This window comes from Oceanicaulis sp. LC35, assembly GCF_052055585.1.
GTDB lineage: Bacteria > Pseudomonadota > Alphaproteobacteria > Caulobacterales > Maricaulaceae > Oceanicaulis.
Window position 1 is genome coordinate 2,882,140 of sequence record NZ_CP170485.1, and the last position, 19,671, is coordinate 2,901,810.

The 19,671-nt window shown below is 64.8% G+C and carries 21 protein-coding genes and 2 tRNA genes; 14 read left to right on the top strand and 9 right to left on the bottom strand.

Translation table 11 applies throughout. The features are described 5' to 3' along the window. Nucleotides 1–95 precede the first annotated feature (95 nt). From hemC to ACFELO_RS13610, 6 genes are all read left to right on the top strand, one after another. Complete coding sequence (hemC, locus tag ACFELO_RS13585) at nt 96–1,058, top strand: hydroxymethylbilane synthase (RefSeq protein ID WP_440958308.1); 963 nt, start codon at nt 96–98, stop codon at nt 1,056–1,058. Between the two features lie 3 nt (nt 1,059–1,061). Further along, nucleotides 1,062–1,787 (top strand): uroporphyrinogen-III synthase, encoded by a 726-nt coding sequence (locus ACFELO_RS13590; protein ID WP_440958309.1) that lies wholly within the window; start codon nt 1,062–1,064, stop codon nt 1,785–1,787. Between the two features lie 69 nt (nt 1,788–1,856). Further along, nucleotides 1,857–3,119, top strand: a complete 1,263-nt coding sequence (locus tag ACFELO_RS13595) for a hypothetical protein (RefSeq protein ID WP_440958310.1) — start codon at nt 1,857–1,859, stop codon at nt 3,117–3,119. A gap of 3 nt (nt 3,120–3,122) precedes the next feature. Next, the gene (locus tag ACFELO_RS13600) at nt 3,123–4,586 is read left to right on the top strand and encodes a heme biosynthesis protein HemY (protein WP_440958311.1); all 1,464 of its coding nucleotides are present in this window, start codon (nt 3,123–3,125) and stop codon (nt 4,584–4,586) included. Nucleotides 4,587–4,601: 15 nt separating this feature from the next. Then, nucleotides 4,602–5,270 (top strand): uridine kinase, encoded by a 669-nt coding sequence (gene udk, locus ACFELO_RS13605; RefSeq protein WP_440958312.1) that lies wholly within the window; start codon nt 4,602–4,604, stop codon nt 5,268–5,270. Between the two features lie 99 nt (nt 5,271–5,369). After that, nucleotides 5,370–5,445, top strand: a tRNA-Thr gene (locus ACFELO_RS13610). Nucleotides 5,446–5,668: 223 nt separating this feature from the next. On the opposite strand, the gene ACFELO_RS13615 is transcribed toward ACFELO_RS13610, so the two are convergent. After that, nucleotides 5,669–7,729, bottom strand: coding sequence for a response regulator (locus ACFELO_RS13615; protein WP_440958313.1), 2,061 nt, complete (start codon nt 7,727–7,729; stop codon nt 5,669–5,671). A 194-nt stretch (nt 7,730–7,923) separates the two neighbouring features. Here ACFELO_RS13615 and ACFELO_RS13620 point away from each other — a divergent pair, with 194 nt between their 5' ends. The 6 genes from ACFELO_RS13620 to ACFELO_RS13645 all read left to right on the top strand — a co-directional run bounded on the left by ACFELO_RS13620 (nt 7,924) and on the right by ACFELO_RS13645 (nt 13,444). Then, on the top strand, nt 7,924–8,685 hold the full coding sequence (locus ACFELO_RS13620; RefSeq protein WP_440958314.1) for a cysteine hydrolase: 762 nt from the start codon (nt 7,924–7,926) through the stop codon (nt 8,683–8,685). A 118-nt stretch (nt 8,686–8,803) separates the two neighbouring features. Next, nucleotides 8,804–9,214 carry a nuclear transport factor 2 family protein gene (locus ACFELO_RS13625; RefSeq protein ID WP_440959925.1) on the top strand — a complete coding sequence of 137 codons (411 nt, stop codon included), beginning with the start codon at nt 8,804–8,806 and terminating at the stop codon, nt 9,212–9,214. A 29-nt stretch (nt 9,215–9,243) separates the two neighbouring features. Then, the gene (locus ACFELO_RS13630) at nt 9,244–9,906 is read left to right on the top strand and encodes a hypothetical protein (RefSeq protein WP_440958315.1); all 663 of its coding nucleotides are present in this window, start codon (nt 9,244–9,246) and stop codon (nt 9,904–9,906) included. Nucleotides 9,907–9,926: 20 nt separating this feature from the next. Then, the gene (locus tag ACFELO_RS13635; protein ID WP_440958316.1) at nt 9,927–11,276 is read left to right on the top strand and encodes a dihydrolipoyl dehydrogenase family protein; all 1,350 of its coding nucleotides are present in this window, start codon (nt 9,927–9,929) and stop codon (nt 11,274–11,276) included. 24 nt (nt 11,277–11,300) lie between these two features. Then, nucleotides 11,301–12,827 (top strand): PAS domain-containing sensor histidine kinase, encoded by a 1,527-nt coding sequence (locus tag ACFELO_RS13640; protein ID WP_440958317.1) that lies wholly within the window; start codon nt 11,301–11,303, stop codon nt 12,825–12,827. Then, on the top strand, nt 12,824–13,444 hold the full coding sequence (locus tag ACFELO_RS13645; RefSeq protein WP_440958318.1) for a response regulator transcription factor: 621 nt from the start codon (nt 12,824–12,826) through the stop codon (nt 13,442–13,444). The genes ACFELO_RS13640 and ACFELO_RS13645 overlap by 4 nt, the downstream gene beginning before the upstream one ends. A gap of 1 nt (nt 13,445) precedes the next feature. Here the strand turns inward: ACFELO_RS13645 and ACFELO_RS13650 are convergent, their stop codons facing one another. The 7 genes from ACFELO_RS13650 to ACFELO_RS13680 form a co-directional block, all read right to left on the bottom strand. Continuing rightward, complete coding sequence (locus ACFELO_RS13650; RefSeq protein WP_440958319.1) at nt 13,446–13,865, bottom strand: DUF1330 domain-containing protein; 420 nt, start codon at nt 13,863–13,865, stop codon at nt 13,446–13,448. A 61-nt stretch (nt 13,866–13,926) separates the two neighbouring features. Beyond that, a complete protein-coding gene (locus ACFELO_RS13655) occupies nt 13,927–14,682 on the bottom strand; it encodes an SDR family NAD(P)-dependent oxidoreductase (RefSeq protein WP_440958320.1) in 756 nt (251 codons plus the stop codon). 54 nt (nt 14,683–14,736) lie between these two features. Further along, nucleotides 14,737–15,180, bottom strand: a complete 444-nt coding sequence (locus ACFELO_RS13660) for a response regulator (protein ID WP_440958321.1) — start codon at nt 15,178–15,180, stop codon at nt 14,737–14,739. A gap of 50 nt (nt 15,181–15,230) precedes the next feature. Then, nucleotides 15,231–16,163 (bottom strand): bifunctional methylenetetrahydrofolate dehydrogenase/methenyltetrahydrofolate cyclohydrolase FolD, encoded by a 933-nt coding sequence (gene folD, locus ACFELO_RS13665; RefSeq protein WP_440958322.1) that lies wholly within the window; start codon nt 16,161–16,163, stop codon nt 15,231–15,233. Continuing rightward, entirely contained in the window at nt 16,160–16,480 is a 321-nt protein-coding gene (locus ACFELO_RS13670; RefSeq protein WP_440958323.1) for a DUF167 domain-containing protein, read from the bottom strand. Before ACFELO_RS13670 ends, folD begins: the two co-directional genes overlap by 4 nt. Nucleotides 16,481–16,484: 4 nt before the next feature. Continuing rightward, nucleotides 16,485–16,805, bottom strand: a complete 321-nt coding sequence (locus ACFELO_RS13675; protein WP_440958324.1) for a YggT family protein — start codon at nt 16,803–16,805, stop codon at nt 16,485–16,487. An 82-nt stretch (nt 16,806–16,887) separates the two neighbouring features. After that, entirely contained in the window at nt 16,888–17,964 is a 1,077-nt protein-coding gene (locus ACFELO_RS13680; protein ID WP_440958325.1) for a sensor histidine kinase, read from the bottom strand. Nucleotides 17,965–18,103: 139 nt separating this feature from the next. Here ACFELO_RS13680 and ACFELO_RS13685 point away from each other — a divergent pair. Further along, nucleotides 18,104–18,179: transfer RNA gene (locus tag ACFELO_RS13685), tRNA-Ala, on the top strand. A 76-nt stretch (nt 18,180–18,255) separates the two neighbouring features. On the opposite strand, the gene ACFELO_RS13690 is transcribed toward ACFELO_RS13685, so the two are convergent. Beyond that, nucleotides 18,256–19,074 carry a MipA/OmpV family protein gene (locus ACFELO_RS13690; RefSeq protein WP_440958326.1) on the bottom strand — a complete coding sequence of 273 codons (819 nt, stop codon included), beginning with the start codon at nt 19,072–19,074 and terminating at the stop codon, nt 18,256–18,258. 101 nt (nt 19,075–19,175) lie between these two features. On the opposite strand from ACFELO_RS13690, the gene ACFELO_RS13695 reads away from it, so the two are divergent. Next, entirely contained in the window at nt 19,176–19,658 is a 483-nt protein-coding gene (locus tag ACFELO_RS13695) for a hypothetical protein (RefSeq protein WP_440958327.1), read from the top strand. The last annotated feature ends 13 nt before the right edge of the window (nt 19,659–19,671 follow it).

The following is a 19,671-nucleotide window of genomic DNA, read 5'->3' on the forward strand; positions in this document are numbered from 1 at the left end:
ACGCCATGACCTTGCAGTACCCTCGCTGGCGTTTCGGCGCAATCATCAGCCTCTGCTGGCGAGACCCTGGAAACGCGTGAAGGAGTGCGTCTGTCGTGAACCTGTTCAATATGCCGATTGCGACCCGCACCTCGCCGCTGGCCATGGCGCAGAGCCTTGATGTGCAGGCGCGTCTGGCGAAAGCCCATGGCGAAAACGATCCCGAAGAGAGTTTCCCGATCCTCGGCATGACCACCACAGGCGACCGGATCACCGACCGGGCGCTGCTGCTGGCGGGCGGCAAGGGCCTGTTTACGAAAGAGCTTGAGCGCGCATTGCTGGATGGCGACGCCCGCTTCGCCGTGCACTCCATGAAAGACGTGCCGACCACTCTGCCTGACGGTCTGGAAATCGCGTGCGTGCTCGAGCGCGAGGATCCGCGCGATGTGCTTCTGACCCGTGACGGCATCAGCCGGATCGAGGATCTGCCTCAGGGCGCGACGCTGGGCACCGCTTCGATCCGTCGCCAGGCGCAGGCGCTGGCGTTGCGCCCTGATCTCAACATTGTGCTCTTGCGCGGCAATGTGGATACGCGCCTTGAGAAGCTCAATTCCGGCGAGGTGGACGCGACCTTCCTGGCGCGCGCAGGCCTTCGCCGTCTGGGGCGCGAACAGGCCGAACTGCCGCCGCTGGAACTGACCGCCGTCATCCCCGCCCCGGCACAGGGCGCAGTGGGCATCGAGATTCGCTCGGACGACGCTGAAGCCCGCCGTGCGCTCGAACCGCTCAATCACCTGCCCACCCGCATCGCCATCGCCGCCGAGCGCGGCTTCCTGCAAGCGCTGGATGGCTCTTGCCGCACGCCCATCGCCGCCCACGCCACTCTTGAGGGCGCGGAAATCCATCTGCGCGGCGAGGCGCTGATGCCGGACGGCTCCAAACGCTGGGCCAATGAGACCCGCGCACAATTGCCGGAACTCGACCCCGATGCGGCGCGTCTTCTGGGGTATGAACTGGGCCTTGAAGTGAAACGGGCTGGCGGTGATACGCTGGCGCGCATCGTGGCTGAAACCGGGTGATTCATGTCCGCCTCCGACCGCTCTCGCGTGATCGTCACCCGCTCTGAACCCGGCGCGACACGCAGCTGTCAGGCGCTGGAAGAGCGCGGCTTTGAAGCGGTCAACGCCGCCACGGCGGTGCTGACGTCACAGGCGATCACGCTGGACCTCCAAGGCGTCAGCCTGATCGCCGTCACCAGCCCGTTTGGAGCAAGCTGTCTCGCCAAGGCGACGCCTGAGCGCCGCGTGCCCGTCATCGCTGTCGGCGACGTCACAGCCGCCCGCCTGCGCGACGCCGGCTTTGAGAAGGTCAACAGCGCCAGCGGCGACGCCCGCGATCTTCTGGCGATGATCCGGGAACGCGCACCCGAGGGCGAGGTTCTGCATGTGCGCGGCGTGGACCAGACCGGCGATCTGCGAGCGGAACTGAGCGCCAAAGGCATCCGCGCCCGCTCTGAAATCCTATATGCCGCCGAATCGGTTCCGACCTTGCCCGACACAGTCTGGACCGCCCTGTCAGAGGGCGCGCCCGTGCTGATCCATTCCGCCAAGGGCGCGGAGCGCTTTGCCGCGCTCGCACAGGCTCAGGGCCATCTGGACGCACTCCTGCATGCGCGCGTCATTGCAATCTCGAGCGCCGCCGCCGAACCTTTGAAGTCTCTGGGCGTTGCAAAGCTGAAAATCGCCAAACGCCCCGATGAGGCGGCGCTGTTTGACGCACTGGAAAACCGCCCTCCAGCGCGTGCTTGAGGTGGCGCTGCGCTGCAACGCAGCCTAGACTCGCAAACATCTCCAATGGCCCTGCGCCCCGAGGACAGTATGAGCGCCGACACCCCCCGCCCTGACGCCGCCGAACCCGTGGACGCCGAGTTCGAACCTGCGCCGGATAGCAGCGGCGCAGGCGCAAAATCGAAGTCAAAGAAGTCCAAGCTCTCCAAGGCCAGCAAAGGCGGCGCGCCCGTGCTCGCCTTTCTGGGCCTGACCGTTCTGGCGGCCAGTGTGGGCGGCGGCGCGGGCTGGCTGATCGGGCGCTATGCGCCCACCGGCGAATCCTCTGGCATGGCCCAGCTGGAAAGCCGGATCGAGGCGCTTGAAGCTTTCGGCGTCACCGACGAACAGCTTGATGTGCTGCAGTCCCGTCTTGAGGTCGTCGAGGAAGAAAGCGCCGGCGCCCCGCTGCGCACGGAGGCCTTTGAGCAGCTGATCCGCGATGTGGCGGAGCTGCGCGCCGATCTTGAGGCGCTCGATGGCGCACAAGGCGGTAGCGCAGACGGCGCGGCCTTCGCCAGCCAGCTGTCCGCCCTTGAGCGGCGGCTGGAGACCGTGGCCGACGACGTCGAAACTGCGCTCGCGACCGCCGAGACCACGCAATCGGCGCTCCAGCAGATGCGCAATCAGCCCGCCTCAACTTCAGGCGAGGCCGGCGGCAATCTTCCCGCAAACGCCCTCACCGCCCTGCGCGCCGACATTACAGGCCTTCAGGCCGATGTGCGCGCCCTGCAATCAGGCTCCGGCGATCTTGATGCCCTTTCGGCGCGTCTTGCGGCTTTGGAAGCAACGGTTTCCGGCCTTGACGCCACGGGCGCCAGCACGGCGTCACCGACCGCCTCCGCCAGTCTGGCGCGACAGGCGCTCGCCTTCTCTGATCTCGCGCAAGCGGCGGCCCATTCCCAGCCTTTCGCCATGGAATACGCCATGCTGGCCCAGGTCTGGCCCAATCGCCGCCAGCTTGACGCCCTCATCGCGCCTGCCCGCACCGGCGCGCCGACGCTGGATGATCTCTCTGACAGCTTCCCCGCGCAAAGCGTGCGCGAAGCGCTGGGCCAGACCCAGCGTCTGTGGGGGGTGATCGAGATGCGCCGCACCGGCGATGATCAAGGGGTCGCCGATCAGATTCTCACCTTCATCGAACAGGGCGAGCTGAACGCCGCAATCGCTCTGGCTGAAGGCCTTGAGGCGGAAGCGGGCGCCGCGGTCGAACCCTGGCTGGTCGAGGCGCGCAAACGCGAGGCGCTCGACGCCGCGCTTGAAGACATGCGCGATACGCTGGCCCGCCAGGCCGACGCCGCCGGGGAGCGCTAGACCATGATCCGCCTGATCCTCGCCGTCGCCGCCTGTGTCATCACCGCCATTGTGGCCGTCTTCCTGGCGCTCAATCCCGGACTTGTCACCGTCGAGTTCCTCGGCCAGACGCTGGAGGCGCCCTTCGCGCTCGCCATGGGCGCGCTGATCCTCGCCGCTTTCGTGCTGGTCGTCGCCTGGTGGGTGATCGCCAAGCTCTGGTCTGCGCCAGACGCCTGGAAACGCTTCAGTTTGCGACGTCGCCGCGATCAGGGCTTTGATGCGCTCGAACGCGCCCTCATCGCCTCCGCCGCGGGTCAGGGCGATCTTGCCGTGCGCCAGGCCGCGCGTGCTGAAGCCCTTCTGGACCGGCCTGCCCTGTCACGCCTTCTGGCGGCCCGCGCCGCCGAAGCGGCGGGCGATCTTGAAAGCGCGCAGATCCATTACGAAGCCATGCTGGCGGACGCCAAGACCCGGCTGGTCGCCCAGCGCGGGCTTGTGGGCATCGCCCAGTCCCGGTCTGATTCCCAGACGCTTCTGACCCATGCCTCTGACGCCTTTGAGCAGGCCGGTCGCGCCCGCTGGGCGTTTGACGCGCTCTTTGAAGCCCAGGTGAACGCCGCCCTGTGGGCGAAGGCGGAAGCCACCCTGACCGAGGGCGAACGTCGCGGTCATGTGGACCGGCTCGCCGCCGGGCGCATGCGCGCCGTTCTTCTGACCGCTGAAGCACGGCGTCTGGAAAGCACGGACCCGGAAACCGCAGCGAAACTGGCGGATCGCGCCGCAACCGCCTCGCCCGGCTTCGCCCCCGCGGCGGAGCTGGCCGGACGCCTGCTGGCGGAGCAGCGCCGCCATCGCCGGGCCGTCGATATTCTCGAAGACGCCTGGAAGCACGCGCCTCACCCCGCCCTCGCCCGCGCTTTCGCCAGTCTGCGCCGGTCCGACACCAAGGCCAAGCGCGCCGAACGTCTGCGCGCCCTGGCGGCGCTCAATCCCGATCATCGCGAAAGCCGGCTCCTGCTGGCGGAGACCGCGCTGGATCAGGGCAATCGCGAAGCCGCCCATGCCGCACTGAAGCCGGTGCTGGAAACAAGCCCGGTTTCGGCCCGCGCCTGCGCGCTGGCCGCCCGTCTGGCGCGGCTCGAAGAGAACCCCGAAGAGGCCCAGCGCTGGATGGCGCGCGCCTCGCACGCGCCCGCTGAGGCGGACTGGTCTGATATTGATGAAGGCGGTCAGGCGTTTAACTATACCGACGCAGACTGGAAACGCATGGTGGAGAGCTGGGGCCGCGACGCCGTGCTGATCCACCCGCGTCATGAGCGGTATGAAGTCGCCGCCGCCGCCGCGCCTGAAACCATGCTGATAGATGCGCGCCCCACTGCAGAGCGTTCCGCCAAGCGCAGTGAAGCAGGCGACAAACAGGGCCCGAACTTTTATGTACCCGGGCCGGCGCCGGACGATCCGGGCGCCGCTGATCCCGACACCTAGACCTGTTCGCGCCCCATGACCGCATCTGATCCAGCTCGCCCCCGTCTCATTATCGGCGTCACCGGCGGCTCCGCCTCCGGCAAGACCGAGATCGCCCGGTCGGCGGCGCGCGCCGCCGCGCCCCTGAGCGCGCTCGTCCTGTCTGAAGACGATTACTATGCGGACCACGGCTCAAAGCCCGATTTTGACCCGTCAGACTTCAACTTCGACCATCCCCAGTCGCGCGATCACGGCCTACTGGCCAAGCATCTCGCCACGCTGAAGGCCGGCAAGACCATCAAGGGCCCGATCTACGATTTCACCATCCACCGCCGCCGCAGCGATACCCGCACCATCGCGCCGGCCGATGTGATCATCGTGGAAGGCATCCATCTGTTCTGTGACGAGCGGGTGCGCGATTGCCTGGATCTGAAGGTCTATGTCTCAGCGCCCGACGATATCCGGCTTGCCCGGCGTCTCTTGCGCGATGTGAACGAGCGCGGACGCACCTCCCATTCGGTGGTGCACCAGTATTTGCGCACCGTGCGGCCCATGCACCATGAATGGACCTCGCCCAACAAGGAATACGCCGACATCCTGATCCGCAATGATGCGGCCGCGGCGCGCCCGGCGGACCATCTGAGCAGCTTCTTTGACGCGCTGGCCGCGCCGATTGTCGACCGGATCAAGGCATACAAGGCCTAGCGGGCCTGGCGCAGACGAGCTGGCAAAACCGGCTTGCCCCCATCGCCGTTCAAGGCTAGTTTCCGCGCCCTCCGAGGCAGGCTTTCGCCTGCTCCGAGCGCCGCTTTAGCTCAGCTGGTAGAGCAACGCATTCGTAATGCGTAGGTCGCGTGTTCGAGTCACGCAAGCGGCACCATTTTTCTCTTATTTCTGTTCTCCCTCGCTCCGCTCGGTCGATCCTCGCTGACGCTGCGGGCGGCCTTTGGCCTTGCGGACCCTAGGTCCGGACGCCTGTTCTCCCTCGCTCCGCTCAGGTGGTCCTCGCTGAAGCTGCGGACGGCTGTTCGCCTTGCGGACCTGTTGGGTTCGGTTGGGTCGGACGTTCTGGGAATGTCGCCGCGATCCCGGATTGGCAGGCGTTACACGCCAGCGCGCAAAGCGGAATTGGCCAGCGTGCGCGCACACGTCTCCAGAAGCTCACTCTCATCAATAGGCTTGGCGATATAGTCGTCCATGCCCATGGCCAGAAAGCGCGCGCGTTCTCCGGCGCCCGCATGAGCGGTAACGGCGACGACAGGCGTTGTTGCGCCGGCCTCGTTGAGCGCGCGCAAGCGTTTGAGCGTTTCCTCGCCGGACATCACCGGCATGCTGGCGTCCAGCAGCACCAGATCATACGCCCCCTCCTCGAAGAGGGTGAGGGCCTGTGCGCCGGACTCCGCTTCGGTGACATCCGCGCCTTCAGGCTCAAGCATGTAGCGCGCCACCATGCGATTGATGGCGTTATCGTCGACCAGAAGCACGCGCGTTCCGGACAGCCGCGCCTCTGACCCCGCCTCTTCCCGGGCGACAGGGGCGGGATCGGCCGCCATGTCGGGCAGATTCGCCACGATCGTAAGCGTGAAGCGGGAGCCTTCGCCCAGAACGCTCTCCACCGTCACATCCCCGCCCATCCGACGCGCCAGTTCGCGGCTGATCACCAGCCCCAGGCCAGACCCGCCCTGCCCGGACGCCGCCCCGGGGGCGTCGCCCTGCTCATAGCGATGAAACAGCCGGTCGAGCTGCTGCTGCGTCATGCCGGGGCCGGTATCGCTGACAACCACGCGCAGCGTGCAGGCGGCCTCATTCAGGCGCATCGTCTCCGCGCGAATGCTGACCCCGCCTTCATCAGTGAACTTGATGGCGTTGGAGAGGAGGTTGGAGACGCATTGACGGAACCGGGTCGCGTCAAACTCGAGCGCATCGGGAAGCTCCGATATCGTTTCGTCCAGCCGGAGCCCCTTCTCCTCGGCATTGGCGCGGAACAACAGGCAGACCTCGTTGAGCAAACGGGACGGATCGGTGGTTTCAGACCAGAGCTGGAACCGGCCAGCCTCCAGCTTGGACAGGTCCAGAAGGTCGTTCAACAGGTTCAGCAATTGTTCGCCTGCGGCGTTCAGCAGATCAACATGACTGCCAAGCGGCGGCTCAAGCTGCGCATCCGAAAGCGCCCGCACCAGACCCAGCATGCCGTTCAGTGGCGTGCGCAGCTCATGGCTGACATTGGCGACGAATTCGCTTTTGGCGGCATTCGCGCGTTCCGCCACCGCCTGCGCCGCCCGGGCCTCCTCGGCGAGGACCCGCGCGTTCAGGACAAGCTCGGCGGCGACCATGTAATTGGCGAACGCATAGACGAGCGAGGTTTCTTCCGGCGTCCAGAAGTGCGGGGCGCCCTTGATCACCATCGTCAGCACGCCGCACACCGTCTGCGCCTTGACGATGGGCGCAGCAAACAAGGCGCCGTCCTTCACGTCGTGCAGGCATCGGGCGAGTGTGCGCACTTCCGGTCCCGCGTGGTCCAGGTCTGGGGTTTCATAGAAGCCGCCCCGGCGGACTCCGGCCAACACGGTTGCATCCCGGCACTCAGAAAGCGTCGCTCTAGACGGATCCGCCTCACCGTCGAACCAACGGCCATGAAGCTGAAGCGATGTCTGGTCCTCATTCAGGATCCAGATACAGGCCTCACTGGCGCCCAGAGCCTCGCCCAGGCGCCGGACCACCTCGCGGGTCATGTTGTCGTAATCCCAGCCGCCCCGGATATGGTCCTGCGCAAAGGAGCGCTTGAGAATATTGAACTGGCGAGAGCGTTCGATCGTCTCCCTCAAAGTCTGTTCCGCAACCTCGCGCGCCCTGACCTCGCCATCAATCCGGCGCAGCAGCGGCAGCCAGCGGAAAAATCCCACGCTGACAAGGAACAGACCGAAGGCGTCGCCAATATAGGAAATGGCTTCAATGGCGTCATAGACCGGCTCGAGCTGGCCGGGCGCATAGGGCGTGAACCCATTGCTGGAGTCGATCAGAGCCGCCACGCCGATGACGATCAGCCCGCTGACGACGAACCGGCTGCCTTTGCGCAGACGCGCCGCGTCTCGCAAATTCAGATAGAGCACCAGACCAGCCGACAAGCTGGTCAGGGCGATCAGCAATTCAAAAAGACCGCTCAAGCCAAACCCCTTGTGAACCCGTTCATCAAACCATGTGAGGGTAAAGATCAGGTTGTCCCGATCGCCCGGAGTACGGGTTTCCCCTTAGGCACTAAAACGAATTATGTCCGCAGGCCCAGCTGCGTATCCCTAATCCCGGAGCCGACACCGCCCTCCCCCCGGCGCTCCTGGCTCAAAAGATAAAGGATACGACCATGCGTGCATTCAAAACCCTGTCCCGTTCCGTGCTTCTGGGCGCCGCCGCCGGCATTGCGCTGTTCAGCGGCCAGGCCCTGGCGCAACTGCCCGACCCGGGCATGCAGATCGAGCGCGGCGTCACCGCCCTTGTCGTCACCGACCCGCAGAACGACTTCCTCAGCCCGGACGGCGTCACCTGGGGCGTTGTCGGCCAGAACGTCACCGAGAACGGCACCGTCGAGAACATCGGCCGCCTGTTCGAGACCGCACACGAGGTCGGCATGCCGGTCTTCGTGTCGCCGCACTATTACTACGAGCACGACCATGAGTGGCGCTTTGAGGGCGCTCTGGAAGCACTGATGCACCAGATCGGCATGTTCGATCGCGCCGGCCCGCTGAACCTTGAGGGCTTTGAAGGTTCGGGCGCGGACTGGCTTGAGCAATACCGCCCGCATATCGAGCACGACCACACCGTCGTCACCTCGCCCCACAAGGTCTATGGCCCCGAAACCAACGATCTCGTCCTGCAGCTGCGCAAGCAGAATGTGGACCGCGTGATCCTGGCCGGCATGTCGGCGAACCTGTGCACCGAATCCCACATGCGCGAACTGATCGAGCAGGGCTTTGAAGTGCTGGTGGTCACCGACGCCACCGCCGCCGCTCAGGTGCCGGGCTATGACGGCTACGCCGCCGCCATGACCAATTTCCGCATGATCGCGAACCATGTGGGCGACACCGATGAAACCGTCGCCGCCATGACCGCGGCCTACAGCCGCTAAGCCGTTCCCGCTCCCGTGTTGTCTGCCCCTCCACACGGGTCGGGTTCCCTGAGGGTCCGGCGGTTCGCCCCCATCTCCGCCGGGCCCTCTTTTACCTGCAAGAACAACAAGAAAAATGATGACCCCGAAACTCGTCCCCCCGTTCACCGCCGAAACCGCCCGCGCCAAGGTCCAGTTCGCCGAAGACGCCTGGAACAGCCGCGACCCCGAACGTGTGGCCCTGGCCTATTCTGAAGAGTCCGACTGGCGCAATCGCGGCCAGTTCTTCAAGGGCCGCGACGCCATCAAGGCCTTCCTTCGCGACAAATGGTCGAGAGAGGCGGACTACAAACTCAAGAAGGACCTGTGGGCCTTCACCGACAACCGCATCTCGGTCGCCTTTTTCTATGAATGGCAGGATGCGGAGACCGGCCAATGGTTCCGCTCCCATGGCAATGAGCAATGGGAATTCGACCGCGACGGGCTGATGGCGCGCCGCGAATCCAGCGTCAACGACATTCCGATCAAGGAAGAGGAGCGGCGGCTCTAGCCGCAGCTGTCTCCGTCAGGGAGCCGATCATGCCCCGTCCCGCCCCGCCCGCCGACCTTCGGTTTGAACGCGCCTATCGGCGCTGGATGCTGATGCACGCCCTGACCCTGCCCGTCGCCCTGCTGGCCTACGCCCTGCTGGTCATCGCGTTACAGGCTCTGGGACAGGATGTGCGCACGGCGGTGCTGGGCGCAGCGGGCGCAGGCGCACTCATTCTGGCGCTGGCGGAGGGCGCGGTCTGGCTGGAAACCCATACCGGGCTCGACCGTCTCTTCCGGCGCGTCAACATGCGCGCCTCGATCGCCGCCGAACGTCTGGCGCGGGATGAGGACCAGTACGTCATCGAAGGCGTGAAGGACGTGGTGTTCGAATGGCGCCATGTGGAAGTCATCCAGCGCGACCGGGACTGGGCGGGCCTGTCGCTGGCCGCCCTGACCCTGATCAGCCTGGCCATCGGACTGGTGCTCAGCGCCGCCGTCATCCGGTTCTGGGGCTGGAGCTATGCCGCCCCGATGAGCCTTCTGACCCTCGTCTCGACCGCCGTCGGCTTCGCGCTGGCCCGGTCCGTCATGCGCTATCACTGCTTCACCGACCGCAATTTCGACCCCACCGACATTCTTCAGACCCGGCTTCTGGACCTGTTGTCAGAAGTCAAAGCCTTGCGTCGCGCCGGCGTGCGCAGCTCGGCCTGAACCTTATCCCGGAGCCCCCCATGACCCAACATTCCGATCTTCTCGTTCTGGGCACCGGCAATGCCGGCATGGCCGCAGCCGGCGTCGCCCAGCGCGCCGGCAAGTCTGTCACCCTAGTGGAATCAGGCGATGTGGGCGGCACCTGCGCCATTCGCGGCTGTGTGCCGAAGAAAGTTCTGGTCGCAGCCGCCGCCAATCTGGACGCCATTGCGCGCGCCAGCGATCACGCCATCTCGGTGGGCGAGGTGACGCTGGACTGGCCCGCCCTGATCAAGCGCGAGCGCACCTTCGTGGAAGGCGTGCCGGACATGTTCAGATCCTCGATCACCAATCGCGGCATGACGCTGGTTTCGGGCAAAGCCGTCTTCACCGGCCCGAACGCGGTGTCTGTGGATGGCGAAACCTATACCGCGGACAAGATCGTCATCGCCACGGGATCAAAACCTGCACAATTGCCGATAGAAGGCTGGGCGCTGACCGCCACCAGCGACGACCTTCTGACCCTGGAAAACCTGCCCGAAGAGGTCGTCTTTGTGGGCGGCGGCGTGATTGCGCTCGAGTTCGCCCATGTCATGGTGCGCGCAGGCGCCAAAGTCACCATTCTGGAAGCCGCCCCGCGCGTCCTGCCGCGTCTGGATCCGGACATGGTGGACACGCTGGTTGAGTATACCCGCTCGCTGGGCGTCGCCATCCATACCGGCGTCAGCGTCAAGGCCATCCGCGAGGATGGCGCGCGCCGCGCGGTCGAGGTTGTTCTCGAGGGCGAAACCCTGTCGCTCAGCGCGGATCTGGTGGTCAACGGCGCCGGTCGTCGCCCTGCTGTCGAGGATCTTGATCTGCAAGCCGGCGATATCCGGTCAGATCGCGGGCATATCGAGGTGGACGTAAACCTGCGCAGCCTGAGCAACCCGTCCGTCTATGTGGCGGGTGACGCGCTGGCCGCCTCCCCGCAACTGAGCCCGGTTGCAAGCTATGAAGGCCGGATCGCAGGCGAGAACGCCATCAACGACGCCCGGGAGAGCCCGGACTATTCCTCCATTCCGTCCGCCGTCTACACCGTACCCGCTATCGCCAGCGTGGGGCTGGATGAAGCGGGCGCGGAAGCGGCGGGGTTGGAACCCGTCGTCAAGGTCAATGACATGCGCGACTGGCGTTCGGCAAAGACCTATGCCGAACAGGTCGCCTTCGCCAAAGTGTTGATCGACCCCGAAACCGACCGCATTCTGGGCGCGCACCTGGCCGGGCATGGCGCAGAGGAAGTCATCCATCTGTTCACACTGGCGATGAAAACCCAACTGACCGCATCCGAGCTGGCGACCATGACCTACGCCTATCCCACCTTCTCCTCTGACCTTAAGTTTCTGGTGTGAGACGCATGAGACGGGGGCGCACACATGTCTGAGGTGGAGACCGGCGCGGGCGGCGATCCGGCGGACGTGTTCCGTCGGCAGCGCGACCTGATCCTGATGGCGTCGGGGGACGGCATTTACGGGATCAATTGCGACGGCATCTCCATGTTCGTGAACCCGGCGGCGGCGCGCATGTCGGGCTATACGGTCGAGGAAATGGTCGGCCTGAACCTGCATGAGCTGGTCCATCATTCCCATCCTGACGGATCGCACTTTCCCTGCACGGAGTGTCCCATTCACGAGGCGACCCGGGACGGCAAGGTGCACCGCATCTATGACGATGTGTTCTGGCGCAAGGACGGCACCAGTTTCCCGGTCGAGTATGTCTCCACCCCGATCTGGGATGGCGGCAAGATCGCCGGCGCCGTGGTGTCGTTTCGCGACATCACCGAGCGTAAACGCGCCGAGCAGGACCTGCGTGACAGCGAACAGCGCTATCGCGCCATGTTTGACGGCTCGAACGCTGCAGGCTTCCTGATCGACGCCGAGACTTGCTACGTGCTCGACGAGAACAAGCGAACCTGCGAGCTGTTCGGCTATGGCGAGGACCAGCTTCGTCAATTGCGCGCTGAAGACCTGTTCGTCGGCGCGCCCGGCGAGATCCCGGCTTTCTGGCGCACGGTTCAGCGCGAAGGCGCTGCAGAGACCGAAACCTCCTACGCCGTCACGGCGAGCGGCGACCGCATTCCCGTGCGCCTGTCCGCCAGTCGCATCCGCTATGCCGATCGCACGGGCCTTCTGGTTCTGGCCACGGATCTGCGGGTCCGTCGCGACATGGAAGCGCGCACCCGCGCCCTGCAGAGCGAGCTGCACCATGTCTCCCGCGTCAGCGCCATGGGTGAGATGGCCTCCGCCATGGCGCACGAGCTGAACCAGCCCTTGTCAGCCGTAATGAACTATCTGGGCGCGGCGCGGCGTCTGTCCAAAACCGAGTTTGAAGGCGAGTCCCGCACCATCCAGATGGTCGAGAAAGCCATGACCCAGGCGTCCCGGGCGGGTGAGATCATTCGCAGCCTGCGCACCTTCCTGGACAAGGGGGAGTCCGAAACCGAATTCGCCAGCCCCTATGACGTCATTCACGACACCCTGCCGCTGATCGAGCCGGCCGTCGCCGCGGCGGGCCTGTCCTTGTCCTGCGAACTTGACCCCGATGTTCCCCATACGCTGCTGCAGCGCGTGAACATCCAGCAAGTATTGCTGAACCTGATCCGCAACGCCGCCGAAGCCATGAGCGAACATACGGGCGGGGCCATCAATGTGGCGTGCTGGAGCAGTCAGGAGCAGATCTGGATCGAAGTGGCCGATCAGGGCCCCGGCCTGTCTGAAGCTCAGCAGGCGCGGCTGTTCCAACCCTTCAACACCAGTAAATCGGATGGCATGGGCGTCGGCCTGTCCATCTGCCATTCCATCATTTCAGATCATGACGGCGCGATCACCGCCGAGAACCGCCCGGGCGGCGGCGCGGTGTTCCGGTTCTGCCTGCCCGTCATCACGCCAGGAGACAAGGCATGAGTGATATCTCAACCATGGTGTATGTCGTCGACGACGATGCGGCGGCGCGGGAATCCCTTGAAGCCCTGCTTCTGTCCGCCGGGCATGATGTGGAGACGTTCGACAGCGGCGAGGCCTTCCTTGACGCCTATTCGCCGGACTGGGCGGGATGCGCGGTTCTGGATGTGCGCATGCCGGGCCTGTCCGGGCTGCAGGTTCAGGAAGAGCTGGCCAATCGCAAATCCAGCCTGCCGGTGATCATCGTCACCGGGCACGGCGACCTGCCCATGGCGGTCCGCGCCATGCAGGCGGGCGCGCTCGATTTCATCGAGAAGCCCTATGAGGAAGAACGCCTTTTTGAAAGCGTCGAGCTGGCGGTCCAGACCGGCCAGCAACAGGCCGAGGCCAGTCTGGCGCTGGCCGCGCTCAGGGAGCGTTTTGAAAACCTGACGCCGCGCGAGCATGAAGTCCTGGTCGAAGTGGCCTATGGCCACCCCAACAAGGTTGTCGCCCACAAGCTGGGCATCAGCGCCCGCACGGTGGAGATCCACCGTGCGCGCGTGGTGGAGAAGATGCAGGCGCGCAGCCTCTCCCACCTTGTGCGCATGGCGATGCAGCTCGGTCTGCTATCGGAATAGCTCAGCTGAACTCGGAATTGAGATCGAGCGGCGCGTGCCGGATCAGGCGACTGTCCAGAACGCCGGCCTGACGATGTGGAACCGCTTCGGTCTGATAGACCGGGTCCGTGACCATTTCGAGAAAGGCTGCAGCGTTCGGATAGGCCGCCACGAAAGACAGGTGCCAGCTTTCATCGGCAGGGCCGATCAGGGTCAGCTTGGGCGCGCCGCGCCAGACGATCGTCCCCCCGACACGCTTGAAGATCGGACCTGACGTCTGACCATAGGTCTTATAGGCCTCAAAGCCGCTGACCTGACGGCCATCGGGATAGGCGGCCGTCTCGCGAAGACGCAGCAGATTGAGCATCTGGATCGGTTCGTCGCGCGGCAACTCTTTGAAGAGTTTGAAAGCTTCGCGTTCGGGGTCGATATGGCCCGTCATGAATGTCCTCCCTGACTTGTTTTCAGGCAGGAAAGCGGCTCGGCGGCAAAAGCTCAAGCCCTTAAGGATCGATAATCTCGCCCGCCCAGTCAAAAACGCAGCCGCTGTGGTCAGGCGAAACCCTGTCGATGACCTCCAGCAGGCGTTCGGCGCTATAGGCGGGCGTGAACAGCTTGCCGTCCGGCACATTCGCCTGAAACGGCTCTGACAGAGCCGTGTCCACGGTGCCCGGATGCAAACCGATGCAGGCCGCATGGGGGCGTTTGCGCGCCAGCTCGATGGCGCAGGTTTTCAGGACCTGGTTGAGCGCCGCCTTGGAGGCGCGATAGCTGTGCCAGCCGCCCAACCGGTTGTCGGAAATGGAGCCGACGCGTGCAGACAAGGCGGCGAAAACGGCTTTCTCCGGCGTGTCCGGCTCGCCCCGCGCCAGCCGGTCGAGCGCATGACGGGCGATGAGGGCCGGGCCAATCGTGTTGGTCCTGAACACTTCCATCATGTGGTCGGGATCGATCTGGCGCCAGGACTTCTCCGGTCCGCGCCCCGCCTCGTCCACCAGCATGCCCGACGCGACAATCACCAGATGCAGGGGACCCTGCCGGGTCGCGTCCGCCAGCGCCGTTTCAACGCTCTGGGGATCGTTGAAATCCAGCGTCAGGGGGTGAGAGCCCGCAATCCGGGCGCCAGACCGGCTGGCCGCGAACACCGCGCCAGCTTGCGGATCCACGCACAGCGCTTGCGTCAGGGCGCGGCCAACACCGCCGGACGCGCCCACGATCAGGGCGCGATATCCGGACGGGAATGTCGACAGGTTTGCCATGGGCGCGCAGATAGGGCGTCACGCCGCCGCATCCAGCCCGCCAGGCTTCAGAACTCAGATTTCGATGGTGCCCGTCAGATCGTCAACGACAACGCCGTCATCGCGGCTGCTCGCCACGCTCTGCACCCAGAACAGGAGTTCCCGGCTTTTCTCGTCCAGGCCCTTCTGGAAATAATCGTTCTTGTCCAGAAACTTGACCTGACCGCCATCGCGTTCGGGATCAATACCCGCCGCGCCCGTCAGCACCAGGATCGGGGTGCCATTGGCCTGGCTTTCCAGAAGCCCGACCGTTTCACGCGGTTGCGTGGAATCCGGCAGTCTCAGATCGGTGATGATGAGGTCATAGGACTGGCGCGACAGCTTCTGACGCGCATCGTGAAGGGTGCGAACCACATGCAGGTCCATGTCATACCCGCCCGCATCGCACAGCGCGTGCTGAAGCAGCATCGCATCGGCGAAGTCATCTTCAATATGAAGAACAGACAGGGGTTGCGGCATGGTCCTCTCCCGACACGCGCTAAACTAGGGGATGTATGCTTAATCAGGTTTTAACCCGGCAAAACATCCGCGACCGCATCCGGCGTCTTTACGTTAGCACGCCGGGCGGCGGCCGCAACCGTATTGGCGAGCAACATGGCGATTGTCATCGGACCGACACCGCCCGGAACCGGCGTAATAAAACCTGCGGTTTCAATCGCCTGTTCAAAATCAACATCACCAACAAGTCGGCTCTTGCCGGCCTCGCCCTCGACCCGGTTGATGCCCACATCAATGACGCAGGCGCCCGGCTTGATCCAGTCGCCCTTGACCAGATTGGGGCGCCCGACCGCCGCCACGATGATGTCGGCTTGCCGACACACCGCCGGCAGATCCTGCGTGCGCGAATGCGCCAGCGTGACCGTGCAGTTTTCCGCCAGAAACAGAAGCGCCGCAGGCTTGCCCACCAGAATGGAGCGTCCGATCACCACAACGGATTTGCCCGAGAGATCTCCCAGCGCCTGTTTGGCGAGGAACACGCTGCCGGACGGCGTACAGGGCCGCATGCCGGGCGCGCCCAGCACCAGCGCGCCGGCGCTTTGGGCGGTCAGCCCGTCCACATCCTTGTCCGGCCGGATGGTCTGAACGACTTCGGTCTCATCCAGCCCCTTGGGCAGCGGCAGCTGGACCAGAATGCCGTCTACGCCGTCATCCTCATTGAGCGACCGGACCACCGCCAGCAGGTCAGACTGGCTGACATCGGCGGACAGGATATGTTCGACCGAGCGCATGCCCGCCGCTTCGGTCCGGCGCACCTTGTTGCGCACATAGACCTGGCTGGCGGGATCCTCGCCCACCAGCACGACGGCGAGGCAGGGCGCGCGGCCCAGTTGCGGTTCCAGCTCGCGCGCGCCTTTAGCGGCGGCGGCGTCAACGGCGGCGGCGGCGGCCTTGCCGTCAATCAGCTTGGCGGAGGCGGAGGAGGACGTGATGATATCGGTCATGGGCGGGGGTCTTGGAGCATGGTCGAGACCACGTCAAGCAGCTGTTTTGACTCATCGGTCCGCACCAGAAGGGTTTTCTCCCGCTGGGTCGAACCGGCGATAACGCTGACGCTGGATTTGGGCACGCCCAGCACCTTGGCGGTCAGGGCGCAAAGCTCTGTATTGGCGGCGCCCTTGTCGGGCGCCGCGCGGACTTTGGCCACCAGACGCACCCGTCCGTCCGCGCCTTCACGCCCGCCGTCAAAGCCCGCGCGTGACGCCTTGGGCTGAACCCTTACGAACAGGCGCAAACCCTCATCGACGAGCTGAGCCGGCATCGGGTCAGGCGAGTCGGGGGAAGATCTGTCCAATGATCAGCCAGTTGCGCACGAACATGATCAGCAGCAGCAGCAAGAGCGGCGACAGGTCGAGCCCGCCCAGCGGCGGCAGGACGTTCCGGATCGGACGCAAGAGCGGCTCGGTGATCGTATTGGTCAACCGCCAGATCGTACCCACCAGCTGGTTATGCGGATTGACGACATTGAAAGAGATCAGCCAGCTCAGGATCACGCCGACAAAGATGACATAGACCAGCAATTGCAGCGGGATCAGGAGGAACAGGTACACAAGGACCTGCGCCAGAGACATGGATTCCAGGGGCATGGGCGCTCTCTTTTGGGAACTCTTTTCACTGATGCTGGTCTAGCCCCCTCTGGGCGGGGCTGACAAGAAGCTTCGCTCAGGATCAGGGCGCAGCCGGAAGTGTCAGAACGAAGCGGGCGCCGGTGTCATAGCCGGTATCCAGCCAGATCCCCCCGCCCGTGGCCTCGATCACCTGCTTGCAAAGCGCCAGACCCAGACCCACCCCTTCAATGGGGCCCGTGGACATGCGGAACAGCACGTCGAAGATCATTTCATTCTGTCGCGGATCAATGCCGGGCCCGTCATCCTCAAAGACGATCTCCACCCAGCCCGCCCGGACGCCGCGCGCATAGAGGCGTATGGACGGCACGTCCTTGGAGAATTTGAGCGCATTGTCGATCAGATGGCTGAAGACCAGGGTCATCAAGCCTTCATCCGCCCAGACAGGCGGCATGGGCGCAACCTCGATCTGCGCGCCCAGGGTCTCGATCTCGACCTTCATCTCCTTGCGGATGGCCCGGATGACATCGGTCAGATCAAGGCGAACCGGCGCATGGTCCGCGCTGATGGCGCGGACATATTCCACCAGCGCGGTCGTCAGCTCCTGCATCCGGTCGACCGAGCCGTTCAGGCGCTCGAGATAGTCCCGACCGGACGGGCTGAGCGTCTCCGCCTCTTCCCGCGCAATCAGCCCGGCGAACACCGAGATATGCCGAAGTGGGGCGCGCAAGTCATGTGACGCCGCGGTTGCAAACCGCTGCAAGCCGGCATGGGTGTTGTCGAGCTTCTGCTGAAGCGCCTGATAGTCCTCGCGGCGGACCATGTTGACCGGGGTCAGGCGACGCTCCTGCGCCATGGCCAGCATCTGCGGCAACCAGTACCAGAGCAGCAACGCCCCACACAGACCGAAGGCCGCGCTTGTCAGATAGACCAGTCCGTCAATCCACGGGTGTGTGGCGTGAACCGAGACCAGTCGCGCCAGATGCGCAATGGCCGCCAGTATGGCGAGCACCGTGATGGAGCGGACCATCTTCAGACGCAGCAGCGACTTGTTGCTGCGCATCTGCCAGATCAGGGTGCCGGCGATCAGCGCGTAGGCGCCTGCGATAAGCCCATGGGACAACATCTGGAAGAGGATGCTTTGCGCGCCATCTCCCATGCCGAACAGATGGAGTTTCACCCCATCGGTATATCCTGTCCCCTCACCCATAGCGGACGTTGTATAACGACCAGCAGTTTACGCAAACGTCAATCATTGGTCGGTGGCGCGAAGCCTTGACAAGCGCGGGTGCGAACCGTACCTCCGCAAGCACTGGAACGGGGCCGTAGCTCAGTTGGGAGAGCGCGTCGTTCGCAATGACGAGGTCAGGGGTTCGATTCCCCTCGGCTCCACCAGATCCTCACCGATTTCAAAGCATTCACACGAAAACGCCGCCCTAAGGCGGCGCTCGTTTGTCGGCGTCGGTTTGGCCTAGAAGCGCCGTCCCAGCGCCAGACCGAGGAAGACCTGGTCCTCGCTGCCGCGCACTGACACGATGGGGCTGTCAGCGTAATCGCCCAGAAGGCGCGAATAGCCCGCAACACCCGTCACTGACCAGCTCTGGCTGACCGCTACATCCACAATGGCGGTGACGCCCACATCACGCACGCCGCCTTCGGCGGTGTAGAGCGCCAAGCCGGTCGCGGCGGCGTCGGCAGCGTCCACCGAGAACAGGGTGTCGGCATAGTCATCGGAAAAGCCGCTGACCGAGGCGGAGAGCGCCGCGAACACGCCGCGCGAGACCCTGACGCCATAATCGGCGGACGCGCTCCAGGCGAGCCCGTCGAAATTGCCCAGCGCATCCACGCCCAGATCGACGCCCAGCCCGAAGCGGTCACGCTCGGACAGAACGTTCTCCGCAAGCGTCAGGCGCGCATAGCCGCCGGTGATCAGGGAGGAGTCCACATCGCGCATGCGATCGACCACTTCGTCTTCCACATCATCGCGCCCGCCCGACCAGCGCACATAGGCGCCCAGCTCCCACGGGCCGCTTTCATAAAGGCTCGCCGCCAGACCGGGGCCTTGCGTGCGGAAGGACACGCCGCCCAGCTCGAACCGGGCCGCGCCGAACGGGATGACGCGATAGTCATCGGACCCGGCGTAATCGGGCAGCATGGCCGCACCTGCTGCGACATAATTACGCGGCATGGGGCTGGACTGGGAGCCCTCGGCCATCTGGGCCTCGGCAACGCCCAGCGGCGCCCCCAGAGCAGCGGTCAAAACCATAGTCGCGAGAAGAGAGTGTTTCATTCCATCCCCCTGAAGATCACGAGGCGGGGAGTTAGATCAGCCCCTGAAAAGGACAAGCCCGACCATACGATTTCTTTACCTAGACCGGGTATTCTGGACGCATGAAAACCTTGCGTCATATTCTCGGCCTTGCAGCCCTGTGCGTTTGTCTGAGCGCCTCCCCGGCCTTCGCCCTTGGCGGCGGCGGGGGTGGAGGCGGCGGTGGCGGCGGTCACGGCGCGCCTTCAGAACCCGCGCCCGAAGAATCGCTGGGCCGTTCGCTCAGCCATGCGACCAGCTATGTGCGCATGGAGCCCGTGCGCACCTCGGTGCAGGCGGACTATCGCATGCGGGGCCTGTTGCAGGTCGGTCTGGCGCTGGATGCGCCGCACAGCCGCACGCGTCAGGTCATCGCCGAACGCCAGATCTGGCTGCGCGACGCCTATTCCCAGGCCATGCTCCTGTATTCCGGCCGCATGTATCGCTGGGGTCAGATTCCCGATGCCGACGTGATCGCGCGTCTGCTGCAGGACGAGACCGATCGCGTGATCGGCCCGGGTCAGGCGACGGTCGTGCTCGACACCGTCATCATTCACGCCACCTGACCGCTTTCAGCCT